Origin of the sequence: Prevotella pallens, from assembly GCF_900454935.1 — a bacterium.
Classification (GTDB): domain Bacteria; phylum Bacteroidota; class Bacteroidia; order Bacteroidales; family Bacteroidaceae; genus Prevotella; species Prevotella pallens.
Window position 1 is genome coordinate 1,222,555 of record NZ_UGTP01000001.1, and the last position, 20,306, is coordinate 1,242,860.

Annotated in this window: 11 protein-coding genes; 3 read left to right on the forward strand and 8 right to left on the reverse strand. The window is 37.4% G+C overall.

The features are described 5' to 3' along the window. Window positions 1-97 precede the first annotated feature (97 nt). From DX009_RS05275 to DX009_RS05285, 3 genes are read right to left on the reverse strand one after another with little or no spacing between them, the layout of a single operon-like run. Complete coding sequence (locus DX009_RS05275) at window positions 98-1,624, reverse strand: peptide MFS transporter (RefSeq protein WP_115083259.1); 1,527 nt, start codon at window positions 1,622-1,624, stop codon at window positions 98-100. Between the two features lie 34 nt (window positions 1,625-1,658). Beyond that, window positions 1,659-2,408 carry a porin family protein gene (locus DX009_RS05280; protein ID WP_115083260.1) on the reverse strand — a complete coding sequence of 250 codons (750 nt, stop codon included), beginning with the start codon at window positions 2,406-2,408 and terminating at the stop codon, window positions 1,659-1,661. Window positions 2,409-2,447: 39 nt separating this feature from the next. Then, on the reverse strand, window positions 2,448-3,821 hold the full coding sequence (locus DX009_RS05285) for an amino acid ABC transporter substrate-binding protein (protein WP_115083261.1): 1,374 nt from the start codon (window positions 3,819-3,821) through the stop codon (window positions 2,448-2,450). 105 nt (window positions 3,822-3,926) lie between these two features. On the opposite strand from DX009_RS05285, the gene DX009_RS05290 reads away from it, so the two are divergent. The 3 genes from DX009_RS05290 (at window position 3,927) to DX009_RS05300 (ending at window position 13,091) form a co-directional block, all read left to right on the forward strand. Further along, a complete protein-coding gene (locus DX009_RS05290) occupies window positions 3,927-4,622 on the forward strand; it encodes a gliding motility-associated C-terminal domain-containing protein (protein ID WP_115083262.1) in 696 nt (231 codons plus the stop codon). A 34-nt stretch (window positions 4,623-4,656) separates the two neighbouring features. Further along, window positions 4,657-7,491 carry an excinuclease ABC subunit UvrA gene (uvrA, locus tag DX009_RS05295; RefSeq protein ID WP_115083815.1) on the forward strand — a complete coding sequence of 945 codons (2,835 nt, stop codon included), beginning with the start codon at window positions 4,657-4,659 and terminating at the stop codon, window positions 7,489-7,491. A 1,169-nt stretch (window positions 7,492-8,660) separates the two neighbouring features. Further along, the gene (locus DX009_RS05300; RefSeq protein ID WP_115083263.1) at window positions 8,661-13,091 is read left to right on the forward strand and encodes a choice-of-anchor J domain-containing protein; all 4,431 of its coding nucleotides are present in this window, start codon (window positions 8,661-8,663) and stop codon (window positions 13,089-13,091) included. A gap of 761 nt (window positions 13,092-13,852) precedes the next feature. On the opposite strand, the gene DX009_RS05305 is transcribed toward DX009_RS05300, so the two are convergent. The 5 genes from DX009_RS05305 to DX009_RS05320 form a co-directional block, all read right to left on the reverse strand. Further along, window positions 13,853-16,207 (reverse strand): bifunctional dihydroorotate dehydrogenase B NAD binding subunit/NADPH-dependent glutamate synthase, encoded by a 2,355-nt coding sequence (locus tag DX009_RS05305; RefSeq protein ID WP_115083264.1) that lies wholly within the window; start codon window positions 16,205-16,207, stop codon window positions 13,853-13,855. 230 nt (window positions 16,208-16,437) lie between these two features. Continuing rightward, window positions 16,438-17,727, reverse strand: coding sequence for a serine--tRNA ligase (serS, locus tag DX009_RS05310; protein ID WP_006044881.1), 1,290 nt, complete (start codon window positions 17,725-17,727; stop codon window positions 16,438-16,440). A 224-nt stretch (window positions 17,728-17,951) separates the two neighbouring features. Further along, window positions 17,952-18,380, reverse strand: a complete 429-nt coding sequence (locus DX009_RS05315; RefSeq protein WP_006044882.1) for a biotin/lipoyl-containing protein — start codon at window positions 18,378-18,380, stop codon at window positions 17,952-17,954. A gap of 6 nt (window positions 18,381-18,386) precedes the next feature. Further along, window positions 18,387-18,536 carry a hypothetical protein gene (locus DX009_RS13310; protein ID WP_181792315.1) on the reverse strand — a complete coding sequence of 50 codons (150 nt, stop codon included), beginning with the start codon at window positions 18,534-18,536 and terminating at the stop codon, window positions 18,387-18,389. Between the two features lie 35 nt (window positions 18,537-18,571). Further along, window positions 18,572-20,137 (reverse strand): acyl-CoA carboxylase subunit beta, encoded by a 1,566-nt coding sequence (locus DX009_RS05320; protein ID WP_040595394.1) that lies wholly within the window; start codon window positions 20,135-20,137, stop codon window positions 18,572-18,574. Window positions 20,138-20,306: the final 169 nt, after the last annotated feature.

Consider the following 20,306-nt stretch of genomic DNA (forward strand, 5'->3'; position numbering starts at 1 on the left):
ATAGGGATATAGGCAAGATGGAATATATAAAAAGACGTATCAAATATACCCATTCAATACGTCTTTTAAATAATATATATTTATCTCTATCTCTTTATTATTTTGCAACTTTTTCTAGTTTTTTCATAACAGAGAACATAAAGAGTGCAGATAGAACACAAAGAATAATGAATACGCTCCATACAACAGTTAATGGAAGCTTACCCCAGAGGAATCCGCCGACACTAACGAGGAGGTTACCTAAGGCTGTTGCAACAAACCAGCCGCCCATCATTGCACCTTTATACTTTGGAGGAGCAACCTTTGATACAAATGATATTCCCATAGGGCTAAGCAATAACTCACCAAAGGTAAGAACTAGATAAGTTCCAATAAGCCAATTAGGAGATGCAAATGTCTTTGCACCCTCTGCAGCTGCCTTCTGTGCATCAGGAGAGTTGAGACCCATAGAAGCGAGCAACATCACCAAGAAGCCGCAACCAGCAATCAGCATACCATAAGCAATCTTTCGTGGAGCAGATGGTTCTTTACCTTTACGAGCCAATGCACCGAATATAGCCATACTAACAGGAGTTAAAGCTACAACATAGAATGGATTGAACTGTTGGAAAATAGGAGCACTAACAGCTACACTACCACTTATGCAGCTATATTTATAGGCTATCACTGCTAAGGCTGCAAGAATAACGAGCGCTGAAATTCCTCTTGCTTTTCCTGTTTTTGCACCAAAGAATGCGAAACCAGCATAAACGATGATGATAACCATAAAGAGATTAATAACATCGAACACCATACTCTGCACACCTTCTGCTGTAGGCTGTACAAATTCGTCAGCAAAGTAAGTTAGTGTGAGACCATTTTGATGGAAAGCCATCCAGAAGAAAATTACAACAGCAAAAACGAGGCAGAGGGCTATGATGCGTTCTTTTGTTTCAGCAGGAGAAAGTTCTTCTACTGTTGTAGCGCCAGCTTTTTCTTCTTTCTTCTTAGTGCTACCTTCTAAATGTTTAAATCCTGGACGGAAAGCATAATAGATTGCAATAGAAAGGATTAGTGAGACGCAAGCAACGGCAAATGCCAAGTGATAGGCAGAATTGGGGTCCATGTGTAATGATTTTACTCCCCAATCATGAATTTTCACAGCAGCAGTAGGAGCAAACAAAGCACCTATATTAATTGCCATGTAGAAAATAGAGAAACCTGAATCGCGTTTGCTTTCCATTCCTTGAGCATCATAAAGATTACCGACCATTACTTGTAAGTTTCCTTTAAACAAACCAGTACCCAAAGAAATTAAAAGCAGAGCAGCTAGCATACTAGAGAAAGCAACTGTGCTTGTTCCTAATGGAATGGCTAAACAGAGGTATCCTATGAACATAATCATAATACCGGTTGTAACCATCTTACCATAACCGAATTTGTCTGCCATAATACCACCAACCAGTGGTAAGAAGTAGACTAATCCAAGAAAGGTGCTATAAATAGCTCCTGCTGTACCAGGCTCGAGGCCAAAGTTTCCTCTAAGGAAAAGGGCAAAGACTGCAATCATGGTGTAGTAACCAAATCGCTCTCCTGTGTTGGCTAAAGCCAATGCATAAAGACTTTTAGGTTGTCCTTCGAACATAATTTTAAAGTTTTAATTTTGTTATTAATTAATTTTATTTGTTGTTTTTATTCTTCACAATATCATATAGATATGTTAATTTGATAATTATATTACTATTATTAGATTTTCCAAAGAAATCTTTCTTACTATTGCCGTATATATTGCCCAATCCATAGTAATAGCGTGCCTCTAAAATAATATGTCCTATGCGACGGATACTCCATTCAGCACCTAAACCTGCTGCAATACCGTAGTCGAATTTCTTTTCGACGGGCATAGATTCCTGTTTTACAATTGTATTACTTCTTCCTGTACCATCATTTAATAAATTGGGTGTATCATAGTTGCTTATGACAGTTTCATTCAGTAATATCCCAATTTGTGGACCTGCTTGTACAAAGAAATTGAAACCATTCTGTTCTCTTCCCCACGCTAAATGTGCAAAAACAGGTATTTGCAGATAGTTTAATGTCCGTGAATACTTTTCAGCAGACCCATTTGTATTGATAACAGGTTTATCTGTTGCAGTTCGTATATCTTGTTTCCAACCAGTTGAAGCATAATTTATCTCACCGTAAATAGAACAGATAGTGTTGAAATACTTTTCACATACATACCTCACACTTAGACCAGCAGTAATACCGCTGTGTAGAGATTGTGATACTTTAGGGTCAAATCCTACGTTAGATAATATATAGCCGGTATTACCACCTATAGAAAGACTATTGCGGTAATCTCCCACTTGTGCATATATCCATAATGGAAAGAGTATAAGCAATGCTGTTACTACTTTTCTGTTCATAGCTTTATCTGTTCTACTACTGTATTAAGTTTTTAAGACTTAATAAACTAAGTTCTCCATAGTCTTATTAGGTTTAAAGTGTACTAGCTGGAAATGATTATTAATGTAGCCACCATTCCCTATATGTTCAAAATTGTATCGTGTTTGTAATGGAACATAATTAACTTCTGTACTTGTTCCCTTAAAGTTTTTGCCCTTATTCTTAATACCTCTAATAAAGAATTGTGCCTGATCGTATCCAACAATAGCAAAACGTGGAATATATGAATCCTTCATAGGTTCATCATATTTATTGATATATTGTTTTTCTAACGCTTCAGTTCTTTTTGCTGCTTTATTATAATAATAGGTAGATGGGATATAAACATCATATTTAAAATAATTATTGATATTATAATCCTGGTACATAAACCATTCGTTATAACCATACATCGAGATATTAATATTTGGATTAGCCTTTCTTAGTAGGTCTAATTTTTCAAATACTTTATTCAGATAAGGACTTTTCTCAGAATTTATAATAACCACGTTAGGTTGAGAAGTGCTGAATTGTTTCGCAAAATCAACTTGTGGTGTATTTAAGTTAGTTATATTATAATGTATTTTTGCTAATTCAAGTTGTTTTCTTAATCCATTAGTAAAGAGTCCAACTTGGCTATCAATATCATTACAATTAATAAATATAGGGTGATGGGTCTTTTGGAAACGCTCGAAGAAACATGCAATGGCTTTTCTATTCAAACGATTATTATCTTGATATACTTGGAATATATAAGGATTGGTATCTACTTCTTTCGATTCGATAGAAAAAGGTATAACCATTTTTATATTGTTGCGTTGGCAAAAGTCGCCTAATGGTTTTACTTGATTAGAATAGAGTGGACCAAAGATAATATCTAACGTCGGAGCATTCTTATCTAATAAAGTTGTTTTAATATCGGCATCTTTAGGAACATTCCAAGCATGCACATCTGTATTAATTCCTTCTTGTTTCATTTGTTCTAATGCAAGTAGAATACCTCTATAGTATTCAACCATTCTTAATCCATCGCCATCTTCTCGATGTAAGGGTAACATAACTCCTATGCGAATGGCATTTGTCGTTGTGTTGGCTATTACAGGTTTCTTATCATTAATATTGTTTGGTGAATCAGGTACATATTTTTTATCATTCCCTTTGGCATAAGGAACAAATATCCAATTACCTTTCTTGAGTTCATACCCCTCTTGTTTCATCTCTGGATTTGCATCAATAAGTTCTTGAATACTAATTCCATAATCTTTTGCTATTCCAAAGATTGTTTCTTTCTTTTTTACTTTATGAATATCTCGCCAGATAGTAGTCTGAGCTGATACTTGAATGGTGAAAAATAATGTAAGCAATAAGAATAAGTATCTATAATAACGCTTCATAATCTGTTTATTTCTGAAATTAACACTCTGCAAAGATAACAAAAACTATTTACTATTTGCTTTTTGTCGATAGAATTTTTGTATTTTTGCAGAAATAAGAAGATTATGCAGCTATATTTTCATAAAATATCTTTAATAGTGGTTTTATTCCTAATCGCCACTAATAGTTTTTCTCAGTCTTGCGAGCCTTATGGAACGTATATTGGAGAAAGTGGGAGCTCTGAAACGATAAACTCAGCACAAGGCTTTTCAGGTTCAGCCCCATTAACTGTAAATTTTGTAGCGAATCCTACTGTAAATTTGCCAAATGGGACTCATTTTGAGTGGCATTTTTTAGAGCAAAACAAACCTACTAATGCATTCTTAATTCGCTATGAACAAGACACACAATATACTTTCATAACTGCAGGCTCATTTCGTGTTTGTTTATATGAGATATTAAATAATGATACTGTTTATATTTATGAACCGATAAACATATCTATTAGTGAGAGTGAAATATCTTTCCCCAATGCCTTTTCTCCTAATGGCGATGGTATAAATGATGTGTTTAAAGCTAAGAAAGGATTTAAAAGTATTGTAGAATTTCATGCAGTTATCTTTAATAGATGGGGGCAAAAGCTTTTTGAATGGAATAATCCTAATGAAGGCTGGGACGGAACTTTTAATGGAAAGCCTGTTGCACAAGGAGTTTATTTTGTGAATGTGAAGGCTACAGGCGCAGATGGAAAGAAATTCCATATTAAGAAAGATGTGAATTTATTGCGCGGATACAACGAAACAACTACACAAACGCATTAATTGTAGTTTTACAAACAAACTGACACAAATAATGGTGAATGATAAAATAGAAGTGTTTGGGGCACGTGTGCACAATTTAAAAAATATAGATGTGTCAATGCCTCGTAATGCATTGATTGTTTTTACAGGATTATCTGGCTCGGGTAAAAGTTCATTGGCTTTTGATACTATATTTGCTGAAGGGCAAAGACGCTATATTGAGACGTTTTCTGCTTATGCTCGGAACTTTTTGGGTAATATGGAGCGACCTGATGTTGATAAGATTACTGGATTATCACCAGTAATATCTATTGAGCAAAAAACCACAAACAAAAATCCACGTTCAACAGTTGGCACTACAACAGAGATATACGATTATCTTCGTTTGCTATATGCACGTGCAGGAATTGCTTATTCGTATATGAGCAACGAGCCAATGGTAAAATACACGGAAGAACGTGTAATCGAAATGATTCTTCACAATTATGCCAACAAAAGTATTTATGTACTTGCACCATTGGTAAGAAATCGTAAAGGACATTATCGTGAACTATTCGAACAAATGCGACGTAAGGGATATCTTTATATTCGTGTAGACGGTGAGATATTGGAAATTACACGTGGTATGAAGGTAGATAGATACAAAAATCACAATATAGAAGTTGTAATAGATAGACTTAAACTTGGTGCTGCGAACGATGAAACCTTTAAAGAGCGTTTAGCAAAGACGGTATCGGTAGCAATGAAACAAGGCGACTCTCTTATTATGATTATGGAGAAAGAGAGCGGCATTACTAAATATTTCTCTAAACGTTTGATGGACCCTATTACGGGAATTGCTTACAAAGACCCTGCTCCTAATATATTCTCATTTAATTCTCCAGAGGGAGCGTGTCCGCATTGTAAAGGATTGGGCAAGATAAACGAGATTGATTTAACGAAGGTAATTCCTAACAAAAGCCAAAGTATTTATGAAGGTGCTATTATTCCTTTAGGTAAATACAAAAACCAAATGATATTCTGGCAGATAGCTGCTATTCTTGAAAAATACGATTATACTTTGAAAACACCAATTAAAGATATTTCGAAAGAAGTGCTTGACGAAATACTTTATGGGTCGCTAGATAAAGTTCGTATCTCTAAAGAGCTTGTTCATACTAATTCCGACTATTTTACTTCTTTCGATGGTGTTATAAAATACTTGCGTTCAGTAATGGAAAACGATGAAACTGCTGCCGGAAAGAAGTGGGCTGACCAGTTTATTGCTGAACGGGAATGTCCTGAATGCAAAGGACAACGTCTTAATCGTGAAGCTCTCTCATATAGAATATGGGACAAAAATATAGCAGAGCTGTCTACAATAGATATTGCCGACTTAAAGAACTGGCTTGGAAATGTAGAGCGACACCTTAACGAGAAACAGCAACTTGTTGCTAAAGAGATTCTAAAAGAAATTCGCAAGCGTATAGACTTCTTGCTAAATGTTGGTCTTAATTATCTTTCGCTAAACAGACAAAGTGCAACGCTTTCAGGAGGAGAGAGCCAACGTATAAGACTGGCTACACAGATTGGCTCTCAACTCGTAAACGTGCTTTATATTTTAGACGAACCTTCTATTGGTTTGCATCAGCGTGATAACGATCGCTTAATAAAATCATTGTGCAAATTGCGCGACCTCGGAAATACGGTGATTGTTGTTGAGCACGATGAGGATATGATGCGTGCTGCCGATTGGGTTGTTGATATTGGTCCAAAAGCTGGTAAGAATGGAGGAGAGGTTGTTTTTCAGGGTACATACAATCAGATGCTTCAAACGCACACTCTTACAGCTCAATATCTTAATGGCGAACGAATTATTCCACTTCCAACTGAATATCGTAAAGGAAATGGTAAATCGTTATGGCTGTATGGTTGCAAAGGTAACAATTTAAAAAATGTTGATGTAGAATTTCCTTTGGGTAAACTTATTGTTGTTACAGGGGTGTCTGGCTCTGGAAAGAGTACATTAATCAACGAGACCTTACAGCCTATACTATCTCAACATTTCTATCGTTCTTTGAAAGCTCCTATGGCGTATGCTAAGATAGAAGGAATAGAGAATGTAGATAAGGTTGTGAATGTAGACCAAAGTCCTATTGGACGTACTCCGCGCAGTAATCCTGCAACATACACAGGTGTATTCTCCGATATTCGCAATCTGTTTGTTAATCTTCCTGAGGCAAAAATACGTGGCTATAAACCTGGACGTTTTTCGTTTAACGTAAAGGGTGGACGGTGTGAGAATTGTGGGGGTAATGGCTATCGCACCATAGAAATGAACTTCTTACCTGATGTATTTGTTCCATGCGAGGTTTGTCATGGAAAGCGTTATAACCGAGAAACGCTTGAAGTGCGTTTTAAAGGAAAATCAATAGCCGATGTTCTCGATATGACAGTGAATACCGCTGTAGAATTCTTCGAGAATGTTCCGCTTATTCTTCCTAAAATAAAAGCCTTACAAGATGTTGGTTTAGGTTATATTAAGTTAGGGCAAAGTTCTACAACTCTTTCGGGAGGCGAAAGCCAACGTGTAAAACTTGCAACCGAACTTTCTAAACGGGATACAGGAAAAACGCTCTACATTCTTGACGAACCTACTACAGGATTGCATTTCGAAGATATTAGGGTACTTATGGGTGTATTGCAAAAGCTGGTTGATAGAGGAAACACGGTTATAATTATAGAGCACAACCTTGATGTAATAAAACAAGCCGACTATATTATTGATATGGGACCTGATGGCGGTCGTGGTGGTGGACAGATTATTGCAACTGGCACTCCAGCAGAAATAGCAAAGGTTTCTCAAAGTTATACTGCGCCATTCATTAAGAAGTTCTTAAATGTAAAATAAGTAGTATTAATGCTTCTTTAAATTTAACTGGTTATTATAGATTCAGCAGATTTTACTTTATTGTTGGTAGATTAGTTTACTTTAGAACGAAGTAGTAGGATAGTAAGCTACAATGAGTTAGAAAGACAAGCTATCTGCCAACAAGAAAACAGAAAGCTAGTAAGCAACGAAAGTGTTGCAGTCTAATAAGCTATTGAAACTCACGGGTGTGGTTGTCTGGCATCAACTTTTTATTTCTTCGGTCCAGCGTCTTTTTCATCGTCTTCCCATTCGTCTTATTTACGGTCTACGTCCTACAGCTTTTGTGCAAATGTACAATCTTTACTTACCCCTCGATAGTAATTTTGGAAAATAAAGCGAACGCACATACCTTCTATTTGGTTCGCCACTGTTTCCTTCTCTGTTGTTATACCGTGCTTCTAAAAACACATAATAAAATAATGTTAAGCCAAATGCTGTAATTGTTAATATCAACGAAATGTACTGCCGTACCCCACGAGTTATACAGCCGTGCCCCACGAGTCCTACTGCCGTACCTTACGAGTCCTACTTCCATAAAAACTCAAAATCGTAGGCTTTCGGTTTATTTATATAAATTGCTTATTTTTACTCGCATTCGAGTCTTTATCCAGCAAGGTTTTTAATCAAACAAAAAGTGTATAGCAAAATCAGGAAAAGCCCATCAGATGTATATCTCTTGTTTCAGATATCTGTAACGTTCATTTCAGATATCTGTCAGTTGCGTCTTAGATATCTCTCAGTTGCAATTTAGATATCACAACAAACTGCAACTTTACAATCGTGCTTTTTTTCGAGAAAAATCTATCTTTTTCCCACCGTACCTATTTTGATGTATATAAATATGAGAGAGATGAAAACTATGCGCTGTTGCCTTTTGTAAAAACAGTTATATGTCAATCTTAAAATTAAATGTATAAAAAAACGTTGATAGTGCTGAGTATAAAATTATATTTGTAATTTTGCAGCGAAAATAAATCTTTATGGAAACAACCGAGCAATCGTTTTATAGCAAATAAATAAATGTTGTCTATGTATCTTCACAATCTTCTTTTGGAATACATATATCAGCCGTTATAGTGTTTCGAACGAATTTGCATTATCTCCATATATAATATAAGGTATAAGTCTACTTATTAATTTTAATATAAATGAAACAAAAATCTACATTCTTATTAGGCACTTTATTGTCGTTGCTAATATCGTTGCCTACTAATGCACAACCTGAACCACAGTCTGTGCTACAAATCAGGTCTGGTAACCTTCTTCCCTCAGAGTTTACCTCGGCTAAAAAGGTAGTGTCAAACAATATTCTTTCTGTGTTTAAGGCTAAGATGCCTAAGACACAAGAGAAAAGCACAATGCAGACCAACCATAAACGGAATACACAACACTTACTTGTAAATCCAAAGCAATGTATTTGGGGAAATGTTGTAACCGATAATCTGCTTGGCGTTTATTCATTTTTTCCAACGCAATCAATCGATTTTACAGAACTTGCTCCCTTTAAAAAAGGATTACTAAATGGAGGTTGTGGTATTGTTGATGATGAGCTACATTGTATTTATGTCGATGATACTTATGCGGCTTATGGAGTTCTGGGAGTTACTCACTATGCATTCAACACAGATACATGGGAGTTAATAGAGCAATCGCTTCAACCAAAAAGTTGGAACGTTATAGCTACAGAAACAGCTATAGACCCTAAGACAGGTGAAGTTTTTGGTGAGTTTTATTCAGCAAACTTGAAATCGTTAGAGTGGGGTGTTATAGACTATAGAACATTGACACGAACCACAATAGCAAAAGCTGAACACAGTTATATTGCTCTCGGAATAACTAACGATGGCAGAGCGTTTGGTGTTGCAGACGATGGAAACCTTTATCAGATAGATCGCACAACAGGTGTAGAAACATTAAAGGGTAGTACAGGTATAAACGTAAAGGACGAGGCAGAAAACCATTTCTATCAAACTGGAGAAATAGACCCTAATACGAACGAATTTTATTGGGCTGCAAAAACGGCTAATGGCAACTGTACATTATATACAGTAGACCTGAACGATGGACATGTTACAGCTGTAGGGTCAATGGAAAAAGCTACAGTCTTAGGTATGGTAATTCCAATGCCAAAAGCAGCAGCTGCAGCTCCAAATGTGGCAACCGATTTGCAAACTCAATTCAATGGCGCATCAACCACTGGTTATATTTCATTCAAAGCTCCTGAAACTCAATTCGATGGTACTACTCTTGCAACCAATAAGCCTCTTTCTTATACCATCACAGCCAACAACAAACAGGTGGCAACAGGAACGGTGCTTCCGGGACAGGTGGCACAAACATCTATTCAAGTGGAAGAAGGTATGAACCACTTCATTATTGTTACAACCAACGAGGGTGGAAAAAGCCCTAAGGCAAAATACGAAAAGTATATAGGAAACGATGAACCACTTCCTTTAGACTATGTAGATTTAAAAATAGACGACACGCGTAAAGCTACAGTGTCTTGGGACAAACCTACACAAGGACTTCATCAAGGCTATATAGGAAACCTTACTTACAATGTATATCGTTTCAGTAGTACAGATACTATAAAGGTTGCTTCAAACTTAACAGCCACTACTTTTACAGAAACTTTGCCCGAAACTACACGAACAGGCTATGCATACGGTGTACAAGCCGTTAATACTACTCAGTGTAGCAAGATAACAGTAAGTGAATATAAGGTTACTGGTAACGTTTTCGACACGCCATACTTCGATGATTTTAGAAACAAAAACGATGCTCTCATCTATACTATTGTCGATGGAAACGATGACGGATTTACATGGAGATGGTATGATGATGAAGAAAAAGGAAGAGCTTTCCGCTACTCGTATAGTCGCAATAATGCTGGCGACGATTGGTTGATGAGCCCTCCTATAAAGTTGAAAGCTGGTAAAACTTATAAAATTAGCTTTAGAGCTAGCAATGCTGAAGAAGAATACAAAGAACGATTAGAGGTTAAAATGGGCAATGCGCCAACAGCTCAAGCTATGACAACTAATGTTATATCGCCCATTGAACTTACAGATCCGCAATACCATGAGTTCAGCGCACAAGTTACTCCACAGAGTGATGGCGATTATTACATTGGATTTCACGCAATTTCTGACGCAAAAAAAAGCTTCATCTACTTAGGCGAAATGGGTGTTGAGCCTATTCCCACAACAAATGCTCCCGCAGCAGTAGAGAATATGAATGTTATAGCAAATCCAACGGGCGCATTAAAGGCTGCTATTACTTTTAAGGCTCCAACTAAAGCAATCGATGGAAATCAGCTTACTGCTATTAAGAAGATTGAATTGCGCAATGGAACTAAAATACTAAAAACATTTGTTGCTCCTACGCCTGGTGCTGAACTCAAACTTATTGACGAGAACCCTACGCAAGGAATTAATAACTATATTGCAATTGCTTTCAACGAAAATGGTAATGGAACAAGTGTTACACGGAGAGCATACATAGGAAAGGATCTCCCCGCAGAACCTATAGTGAAAGCAATAGACCAAGGCACTTCGGTTAAACTTACATGGGAACCTGCCAAAGGTGCTCACGGTGGTGTAGTAGAGCCCTCTAAAGTTGATTACGATATATATGATGTTAATCAGAATGGACTTGGCAACCATATTGCAATTGCAAAGAATGGCTTAACAGAATACACTGTAGAGGGTATAAACACTAAGACTGGCGCACAACGCTACAGAAAATGGGCTATTGCTGCAAACTATAATGGCTTAAGTAGCGAGTTTGCAACAGCAAGCATTATTTTAGGAGTGCCTTATACGCTTCCATATCGTAACAGTTTCAGAAATGCTACTTTCGAACAGCAATTATTCCAGACTACCAGTTCTAACGACAAAGTATTGTGGCGACTTACTAGCAACGAATCGTCTGACGATGATGGAGGCTGTTTGTTCTTTAAACCTCGTGCTGCTGGTACATCGACTATTACAACTGGAAAAATTGATATGCGTGGAACTACTCAGCCTAAATTAGGTTTTAGTTACAATGCAAAGGCACAAACTCCTGTTCGGTTAGAGATTACCTTCGAAAAGATGGACGGTACAGTTACAGACCCTGTATGGATACACGATTTCGCCAGCGATACAAAGGTTGGAAAATGGATAACTGAAATTGTAGACTTGCCAGAAACTCTTACCACCCAAGACTACATTCTTATGCACGTAAAGGCTATAGCTGCCGATGCCTCTCCAAATATTGTGTACTTAGACAATATAAGCATTTCGGACCCATTGCAATGCGATGGCGCAATTGAGCTTTCTGCACCAACAAGTGTAAATAAGGGACAAACTGTGAACTTAAAAGTAAAAGTTAGCAATTTAGGCCTCGACAAGATAGACCATGCTGCTGTAAAGGTTTCGTTGAACAATAAAGTTATTCACCAATCGGATATCACCAAAAGCTTATCTCTGTTGCAAGATTTTGTTATCCCTATTAGTTATGCCACCACTATTCTCGACCCAAGCGAGCAACACAGTATAAAGGCTGAACTAACAGTTGCTAACGATATGCAAACTGCAAACAACACCGACTTAGCAAATATTATTCTCGAAAAAGCAAACGTGCTTCCACCAACCAACTTAACAAGTAAAACCGACAAGGTGGGTACGGTAGAACTGTTGTGGAATAAACCAGAAACAACAAAAGAAACCATAAGAGAAAACTTTGAAAGCTACGAAGCTTGGCAAACCGACTTTGGAAAGTGGACTACATTTGATGCTGATAAAGGCTATGCTATTCCGCTTAGCGCACAAGTTAGCTATCCACATCAAGGAGAACAATTCGCTTTTATAAATTGGAAACCCGACGACTATTTCCGTGGCACTAAAGATATAGCTCCACACTCTGGACGTAAAGCCGCCGTAGCAATGTACCAACAAAATGCAGAAGGAAACGTTATAGGTGCTGATAACTGGTTGATTAGCCAGCCTCTATCTGAAGAGGAACAAACCATTAGCTTCTGGGTGAACAATGCGCAAGGAAACAGCCAGACAACAGAAACTTTCGAAGTGTTAGCATCGCCTACCGATAATAAACCTGCTAGTTTCAGCAAAATCGATACGTATAAACAAGAGTCGGCTGTATGGAACGAAATAACAACACAGCTGCCTTCGGGTACACGCTATTTCGCAATACGACACACTACACCTGCGAGTCAAGGACTGGTTTTCATGATAGACGATATTACGTTCGACGCAAGTAACGGACCTGCTGCTTATAATATTTATCGTAACGATTCGCTTATTGTAAGCACAACATCTCCATCGTTCACCGATGATAAACTGAAACCAGGAACTACGCATAGCTATAAAGTTACTGCTGTATATCCCGATGGTTCCGAGTCTGAGCCAATAAGCGTAACTGCTACAACCAATATTCACGATATTGTAGGGAATGTAAACCTATCGTACGATGTTTATACCGTTGATGGCAAATTGGTTGCTAAAGGTTTGCACAACTTAAACACTCTGCCAAAAGGAATGTATATTATAAATGGCAAGACTATTATTATTCAGTAAAAATTGCGACTGAGCTAAAGTCTTATACTCCTTTCTATGAGATGCGGACTTTATTTCTAATCCAAATTTTATAGCACAAATAAGAAAGGCTGAGCGGGTAGTACGTTCAGCCTTTTTAATTGCTCTGCTCAAATAGTTTGTGCCTAACAATATGGGCGAATAAGAAAAATGTTGGCAATGTTGTTAGTTGCTGTTTCTACCGTCTGAAACTCTCGTCTTTCTCGTAATTATATCACTACTTCGTTACAGTTACACAAGTCTTCCATATCAACGATATACCGATTAGACAGTATTACTTATGTGTAAGTAAAACTTTATTTACATGTAAGTAAAACTTTATTTACGTGTAAGTAAAACTTTATTTACGTGTAAGTAAAACTTTATTTACGTGTAAGTAAAACCATACATTGCTGTAGTCAATAATGCCTCTTACGCATAAGGCTGTTGCGTATATATGTAATAAGCGAAAGAACAGCGTGGAAAAAAGTAATACATTCGCATTGTAGCATTCCGCTACACACCTTTTAGCATAAATTGCGTCATTCTAGCTTTGGCACGAACTTACCCCATATACGCCCAGCTCTTGCTTTATTACGAAGCATATTAATTATTTTATAACGAAAGCATAGTGCCAATATAAAACATTATAAAATATAATGCATATTTCTTGAACGTTGGATAAAATGAATAAAAAAGGGGGTAAAGACAACTTAAATGGTTAGTCTTTAACCCCTTTTTATTAGTTAGTTTTATTAATGTATCTATTCTTTCAGCAAAGCATTTGCCATATTAAGAGCAGCTTTTCTGCCATCGCCCATCGCCAATATAACAGTAGCACCACCGCGCACAATGTCGCCACCTGCATAAATTGTAGGAATAGAACTCTGCATTTCTTCGTTCACGGCAATAGTGTTCTTTCGCCCTAACTCCAATCCATCTATAGAATTCGGCACAAGAGGATTGGGCGATACTCCCACGGCAACTACTACTTGATCGCATTCTATCGTAATAGTTTTCCCCGTAGTTTGTGGTCTGCGACGGCCACTTTCGTCAGGTTCACCCAATTCCATAACATCTAAGACAGCTCTGCAAACACGTCCATTTTCATCAGCAATATATTCCTTCGGGTTGTGTAGCGTTAGGAAGTTAATACCTTCTTCTTGTGCATGTTTCACCTCCTCTACACGTGCAGGCATTTCTTCTAACGAACGGCGATAAACTAATGTAACATCTGCACCAAGACGTTTTGCCGTACGACAAGAATCCATTGCAGTATTTCCACCACCAACAACAAGCACCTTTTTTCCAATAATAATAGGCGTATCGGTATCAGGGTTAGCTGCGTCCATTAGGTTTACACGAGTAAGATATTCGTTGCTCGAGAGAATATTTATGCTATTTTCGCCTGGAATGCCCATAAAGTTCGGCAATCCTGCACCAGAGCCAACAAAGATTCCTTTGAAGCCGTTTTGTTTCAGTTCTTCCACACTTATAGTTTTGCCAACAATAGTGTCTGTCTGGAAATGAACTCCCTGCTTTCTTAAGTTTTCAACTTCCACCTCAACAATCTTGTTTGGTAAACGGAACTCTGGAATACCATATTTAAGTACGCCACCAATTTCGTGTAATGCTTCGAAAACATAAACCTCAAATCCACGCTTCACCATATCGCCAGCAAAACTAAGTCCTGAAGGTCCTGATCCAATAACAGCAACCTTCATTCCATTAGACGGAGCAAGTTCGGGCAAAGTAATATTTCCACTTTCACGTTCGTAGTCGGCAGCAAATCTTTCAAGATAACCAATAGCTACAGCAGGTTCTTTCATTTTTAAATGAATACAACGACTTTCGCATTGCTTTTCTTGTGGACAAACACGACCACACACAGCGGGTAGGGCAGAGGTGTCTTTCAATACACGGGCAGCGTTAAGAAACTGGCCACGTTCAATGTTCTTAATAAAGCTTGGAATATTAATGTTTACCGGACAACCTTCCACGCATGTAGGTTTTGCACAGTCGAGGCAACGTTTAGCTTCGCGCATTGCCATTTCTTTCGTAAGACCTTTGTTAACTTCCTCCAAACGAGTAGTTGCACGATAAACAGGATCAAGTTCAGGCATCTGCACTCGCTCTATAGTAGTGCGCTCTTTGGGCTTCATACTTTTGCGCAATTCAGTACGCCATTCAGAGTTTCGTTCAATAAGTTCAGCAAAGTCTTGCTTTGTTTCTTCGGCAGGAGCTAAAGGCGTATGCACTGTGCTATTAGTGGTCTCAACTTCTATATGATGATGCCCTATCTGGGTTTGTTTTCTCTCCATCTCTTCGCGTTCAACACCCTTAAAAGTGCCCATACGCTTAAACATTTCGTCCCAATCAACAAGGTCTCCATTAAATTCAGGACCATCAATACATACAAACTTTGTTTTTCCACCAATAGTAAGACGGCATGCACCGCACATACCAGTACCGTCTACCATAATTGTATTCAGTGATACATCGTTAGGTATACCATACTTCTTTGCCAACAAAGATGTAAACTTCATCATTATTGGAGGACCAATAGCCAAAACTTTATCTACTTTCTCGCGCTGCAACACTTCTTCAACACCAACAGTTACTACTCCCTTTTTTCCCATACTACCATCGTCGGTCATTATAATAACTTCGTCGGAGTATTTTGCAACGTCTTCAACCATAATCACCAGTTCTTTCGTGCGCCCTGCCAACACAGAAATGACACGATTTCCTGCTTTTTTGAATGCTGTTAAAATTGGTAGGATAGCAGCAATGCCAATACCACCACCAGCACACACCACAGTACCATAATTCTCTATGTGAGATGCTTGTCCTAATGGTCCTACAATATCTAGAACCTCATCGCCGGGTTCAAGTTGGCACAATTTAGTAGACGAAAGCCCCACTTCCTGTATAACCATTGTAAGTGTTCCTTTCTCAGGATCAGCTTTAGCAATAGTGTAAGGTACACGCTCGCTGTTATTGTCTACGCGTACTATAACAAAGTTTCCCGCTCTACAACTGCGTGCAATGAGTGGTGCTTCTACTACAATACAAAAAACCTTTTCGGAAAATTGTTTTTTACTAATAATCTTGTTCATGTTTTAAAGGTTAAGTTGTTTATAGATTCTTTATTTTCTAACTCTCTGCAATATTTATTTTTTCTGTGCTCTTCGAAGTAGATTGCATTATACAGACTAAATTCTGTATTTTTCTATCTCTTTCTATTTTGGATTAGGGGAGATACAATCTTAGTTTTCGGATATCCTAAATACAAGATAGTATCAGCCCTAATTTCAGCAAAGAATATTATCTACGATTTCAAAAACAATTAGAAGTTCTTGTCATCAAGTATTTCAAATCCACAATAAGGAACAAGTGCTTTAGGAACTCTTATCCCTTCAGATGTTTGATTGTTTTCCAAAATGGCAGCAACAATACGTGGTAAAGCCAATGCTGAACCATTAAGAGTATGGCACAATTCTATCTTTTTATCTTCAGAACGGCGATAACGACAATGTAAGCGATTTGCCTGATAGCTCTCAAAGTTTGATACAGAACTTACTTCCAACCACCGTTTTTGAGCACCGCTCCATACCTCGAAATCATAACAGATAGCGGAAGTGAAACTCATATCTCCACCACATAATCGAAGAATATGATATGGAAGTTCCAATTTTATTAACAAACCTTCAACGTGTTTCAGCATCTCGTTTAAAGATTCATAAGAATGTTGTGGAGTATCTATACGAACAATTTCTACTTTGTCGAATTGATGCAAACGATTTAATCCTCGTACATCTTTTCCATAACTTCCAGCCTCACGACGGAAACATGAAGAATAAGCACAACGTTTAACAGGGAGTTCCTTTTCGTCGAGAATTTCATCGCGGAAGATATTGGTTACTGGTACTTCTGCTGTTGGAATTAAATAAAGATCGTCTACTTCGGCATGATACATTTGCCCCTCTTTATCAGGTAGCTGTCCAGTGCCTAAACCAGAAGCCTGATTAACTACTAATGGAGGTTGTATCTCTAAATATCCACTTTTGCGTGCTTCGTCTAAGAAGAATGCTTCTAAAGCACGTTGAAAGCGGGCCATCTTACCTATATATATAGGAAAGCCTGCTCCTGTTATTTTAACACCGAGATCAAAATCAACAAGATTATACATCTTACATAAGTCCCAATGACAAAGAGCTTCGCCTTCAAAGGTTGGTTTTTCTCCTCCTTCTTTTACAACAACATTATCGTTTGCATCTTTACCCTCAGGAACATCTTCATTGGGAATATTTGGAATAGTTAGCAACAAGTTAGTCATATCCGCTTGTGCTTTTTCCATATTATCTTGTAGTTCTTTATCGGCAGTTTTCAGTTCGGCTACTTTATTCTTTATTTCGTTAGCCTCGTCTTTCTTTCCTTCTTTCATTAATCCGCCAATTTGTTTTGAAAGAAGATTTTGTTGTTGTTTATTGTTATCAAGTTTCTGTTGGTATTCTCTACGTAATTTATCGTATTCTAATACCGTTTCAATGGTCTTCTTAGCATTATTAAAATGCTTTTTTTCAAGACCTTTTATAACACGTTCAGTTTCTTCACTGATAAGCTTTAATGTAAGCATACGTTTTTGTATATTTTATGTTCTATTTTGACAACAAAGTTACGAAAAAATATCTGATATACAAGAATTTTAGATAAAGTTTCCTTATCTATTATGATAGGCTAAGGAATAGGTGAGATTATCGAAAAAAGAAATCCATCCATAAGCTTCTATTAGGAGCAGATGAATGGATTTCTATTATAGTATATTCTTTAATAAGTAGACGTTTTATGCGTCTCGCTAATTTATTCTATTACGACTAATGGCTCATCTTCAAGCACAGCCTGACCAACTTTTACAATGATAGCTGTAACTTTACCGTCTCTTTCTGCTTCAATGCTATTTTGCATTTTCATTGCTTCAAGCACGAGAACAGTATCACCAGCTTTAACTTCTTGTCCAACTGAAACCTCTATAGAAGTAATAGTGCCAGGAAGTGGAGCCTTTATTGCATTAGAAGTATTGATATTTGCTGATGTAGCCGTGTTTTCTGTTTCATTTTCAGCTACAGGTTTCCCTAATTCAACCTTTTTCTTCTCTGGTTCTGCAGGTGCTTCCATCTGCACCTTATATTCTTCACCATTCACAGTAATGTCAGCAACATTATCTTCACTAACATTATTTATTACGACAGAATATTCCTTGCCGTCTATTGTATATTTAAATTCTTTCATTTTCTTTTATGGTTTCTTGGTCATAATTTCGAACTTCGCATTCCACAATGTCTGCTTTGGTTTAATTGTGATAATGCCAGATTCTACATCGTGAACATTATTGCCTGCATACTCATAGAGAGCCATAGCAATTGATGCATATATATTATTGTTCATTTATAGATATTTTTAATGAAAGGAACTTGCAAATTTTACATTGGCATACAACCATGTTTCTTAGCAGGTAAATCTTGCTTCTTATTTGCTAATTGTGCAAGACCACGGCAAATGCGGAAACGTGTGTTACGTGGTTCAATAACATCATCTATATAGCCGTATTGAGCTGCCTGATATGGATTTGCAAATTTTTCTGTATATTCTTCTTCTTTTTCAGCAATGAATTGTTTAACATCGCCACCATTCTCTTTCACTTGTTTTACTTCTTTTCCGTAAAGAACTGCAACAGCCCCCGATGCTCCCATAACAGCTATTTCTGAACTTGGCCAAGCAAAATTAAGATCTGAGCGCAATTGTTTACAGCCCATAACAATATGCGAACCACCATAACTCTTACGAAGTGTAATAGTTATTTTAGGTACTGTCGCTTCACCATAAGCATAAAGTAGCTGTGCTCCATGTAGAATAACAGCATTATATTCCTGACCAGTACCAGGAAGGAAGCCTGGAACGTCTACTAACGAAACGATAGGAATGTTAAAAGCATCACAAAAACGCACAAATCGTGCACCTTTTCTACTTGCATTTGTATCGAGAACGCCAGCATACGCAGATGGTTGATTAGCTACAATTCCCACACTTTGACCATTAAATCGAGCAAAACCAGTGATAATATTTTTAGCAAACTTCGGTTGTACTTCGAAGAATTTTCCATTATCGGTTATTGCTTTTATCACCTTATACATATCGTAAGCTTGATTTGGGTCGTCAGGAATAATTTCATTCAACAAATCCTCCTTACGATCAATAGGATCGGTGCACTCTGTACGTGGAGCCTCTTCGCGATTATTAGAAGGTATGTAAGAAAGTAAAGTCTTAATGGTCTCTGTTGCTTCTTCTTCTGTTTTCGCTGTAAAGCTTGTTACACCACTTTTTGTTGCATGAACACTTGCACCACCAAGATGTTCAGCATCAATATCTTCTCCAGTTACCGTTTTTACAACTTTAGGTCCAGTAAGGAACATATAACTTGTATCTTCTTTCATTAAGATAAAGTCGGTAAGGGCAGGAGAATAAACAGCTCCACCAGCACAAGGACCGAGAATACTTGAAATTTGAGGAATTACACCCGAAGCGAGAATATTACGTTCGAATATCTCTCCGTAACCTGCCAAAGAAGAAATTCCTTCTTGAATACGTGCTCCACCAGAATCATTCATACAAATTATTGGCGCACCATTTGTCATAGCCATATCCATAACTTTACAAATTTTCTGTGCCATTGTTTCTGACAAAGAACCTCCATTAACAGTAAAATCTTGTGCGTAAACATAAACAAGACGACCATCTATTGTAGCTGAACCTGCAACTACTCCATCGCCCAGATATTGTTTTTTCTCCATACCAAAGTTATGGCAACGATGGAGTTTAAACATATCATACTCTTCGAAACTACCTTTATCTACCAACATCTCGATACGCTCGCGCGCTGTATATTTTCCACGAGCATGTTGTTTTTCTATGGCCTTTTCGCCACCACCTAAACGAGCTTGCTCTCTTTTGGCTACGAGTTCCTTGATTTTTTCTGTTTGTTTACTCATAATGTATTTATTTCTCTTAATAATTCTAACTACACTTGGCGAGATAAAAACCACCAATTCGATGCAAAAATACGAAAAAAAGCCCACTTAATATATCTTAGGCTCTTTAAAGTTTGTTAAGGAATGATATTGTTATATGCTCAAATAATGTATATATTCAGACTAAAAT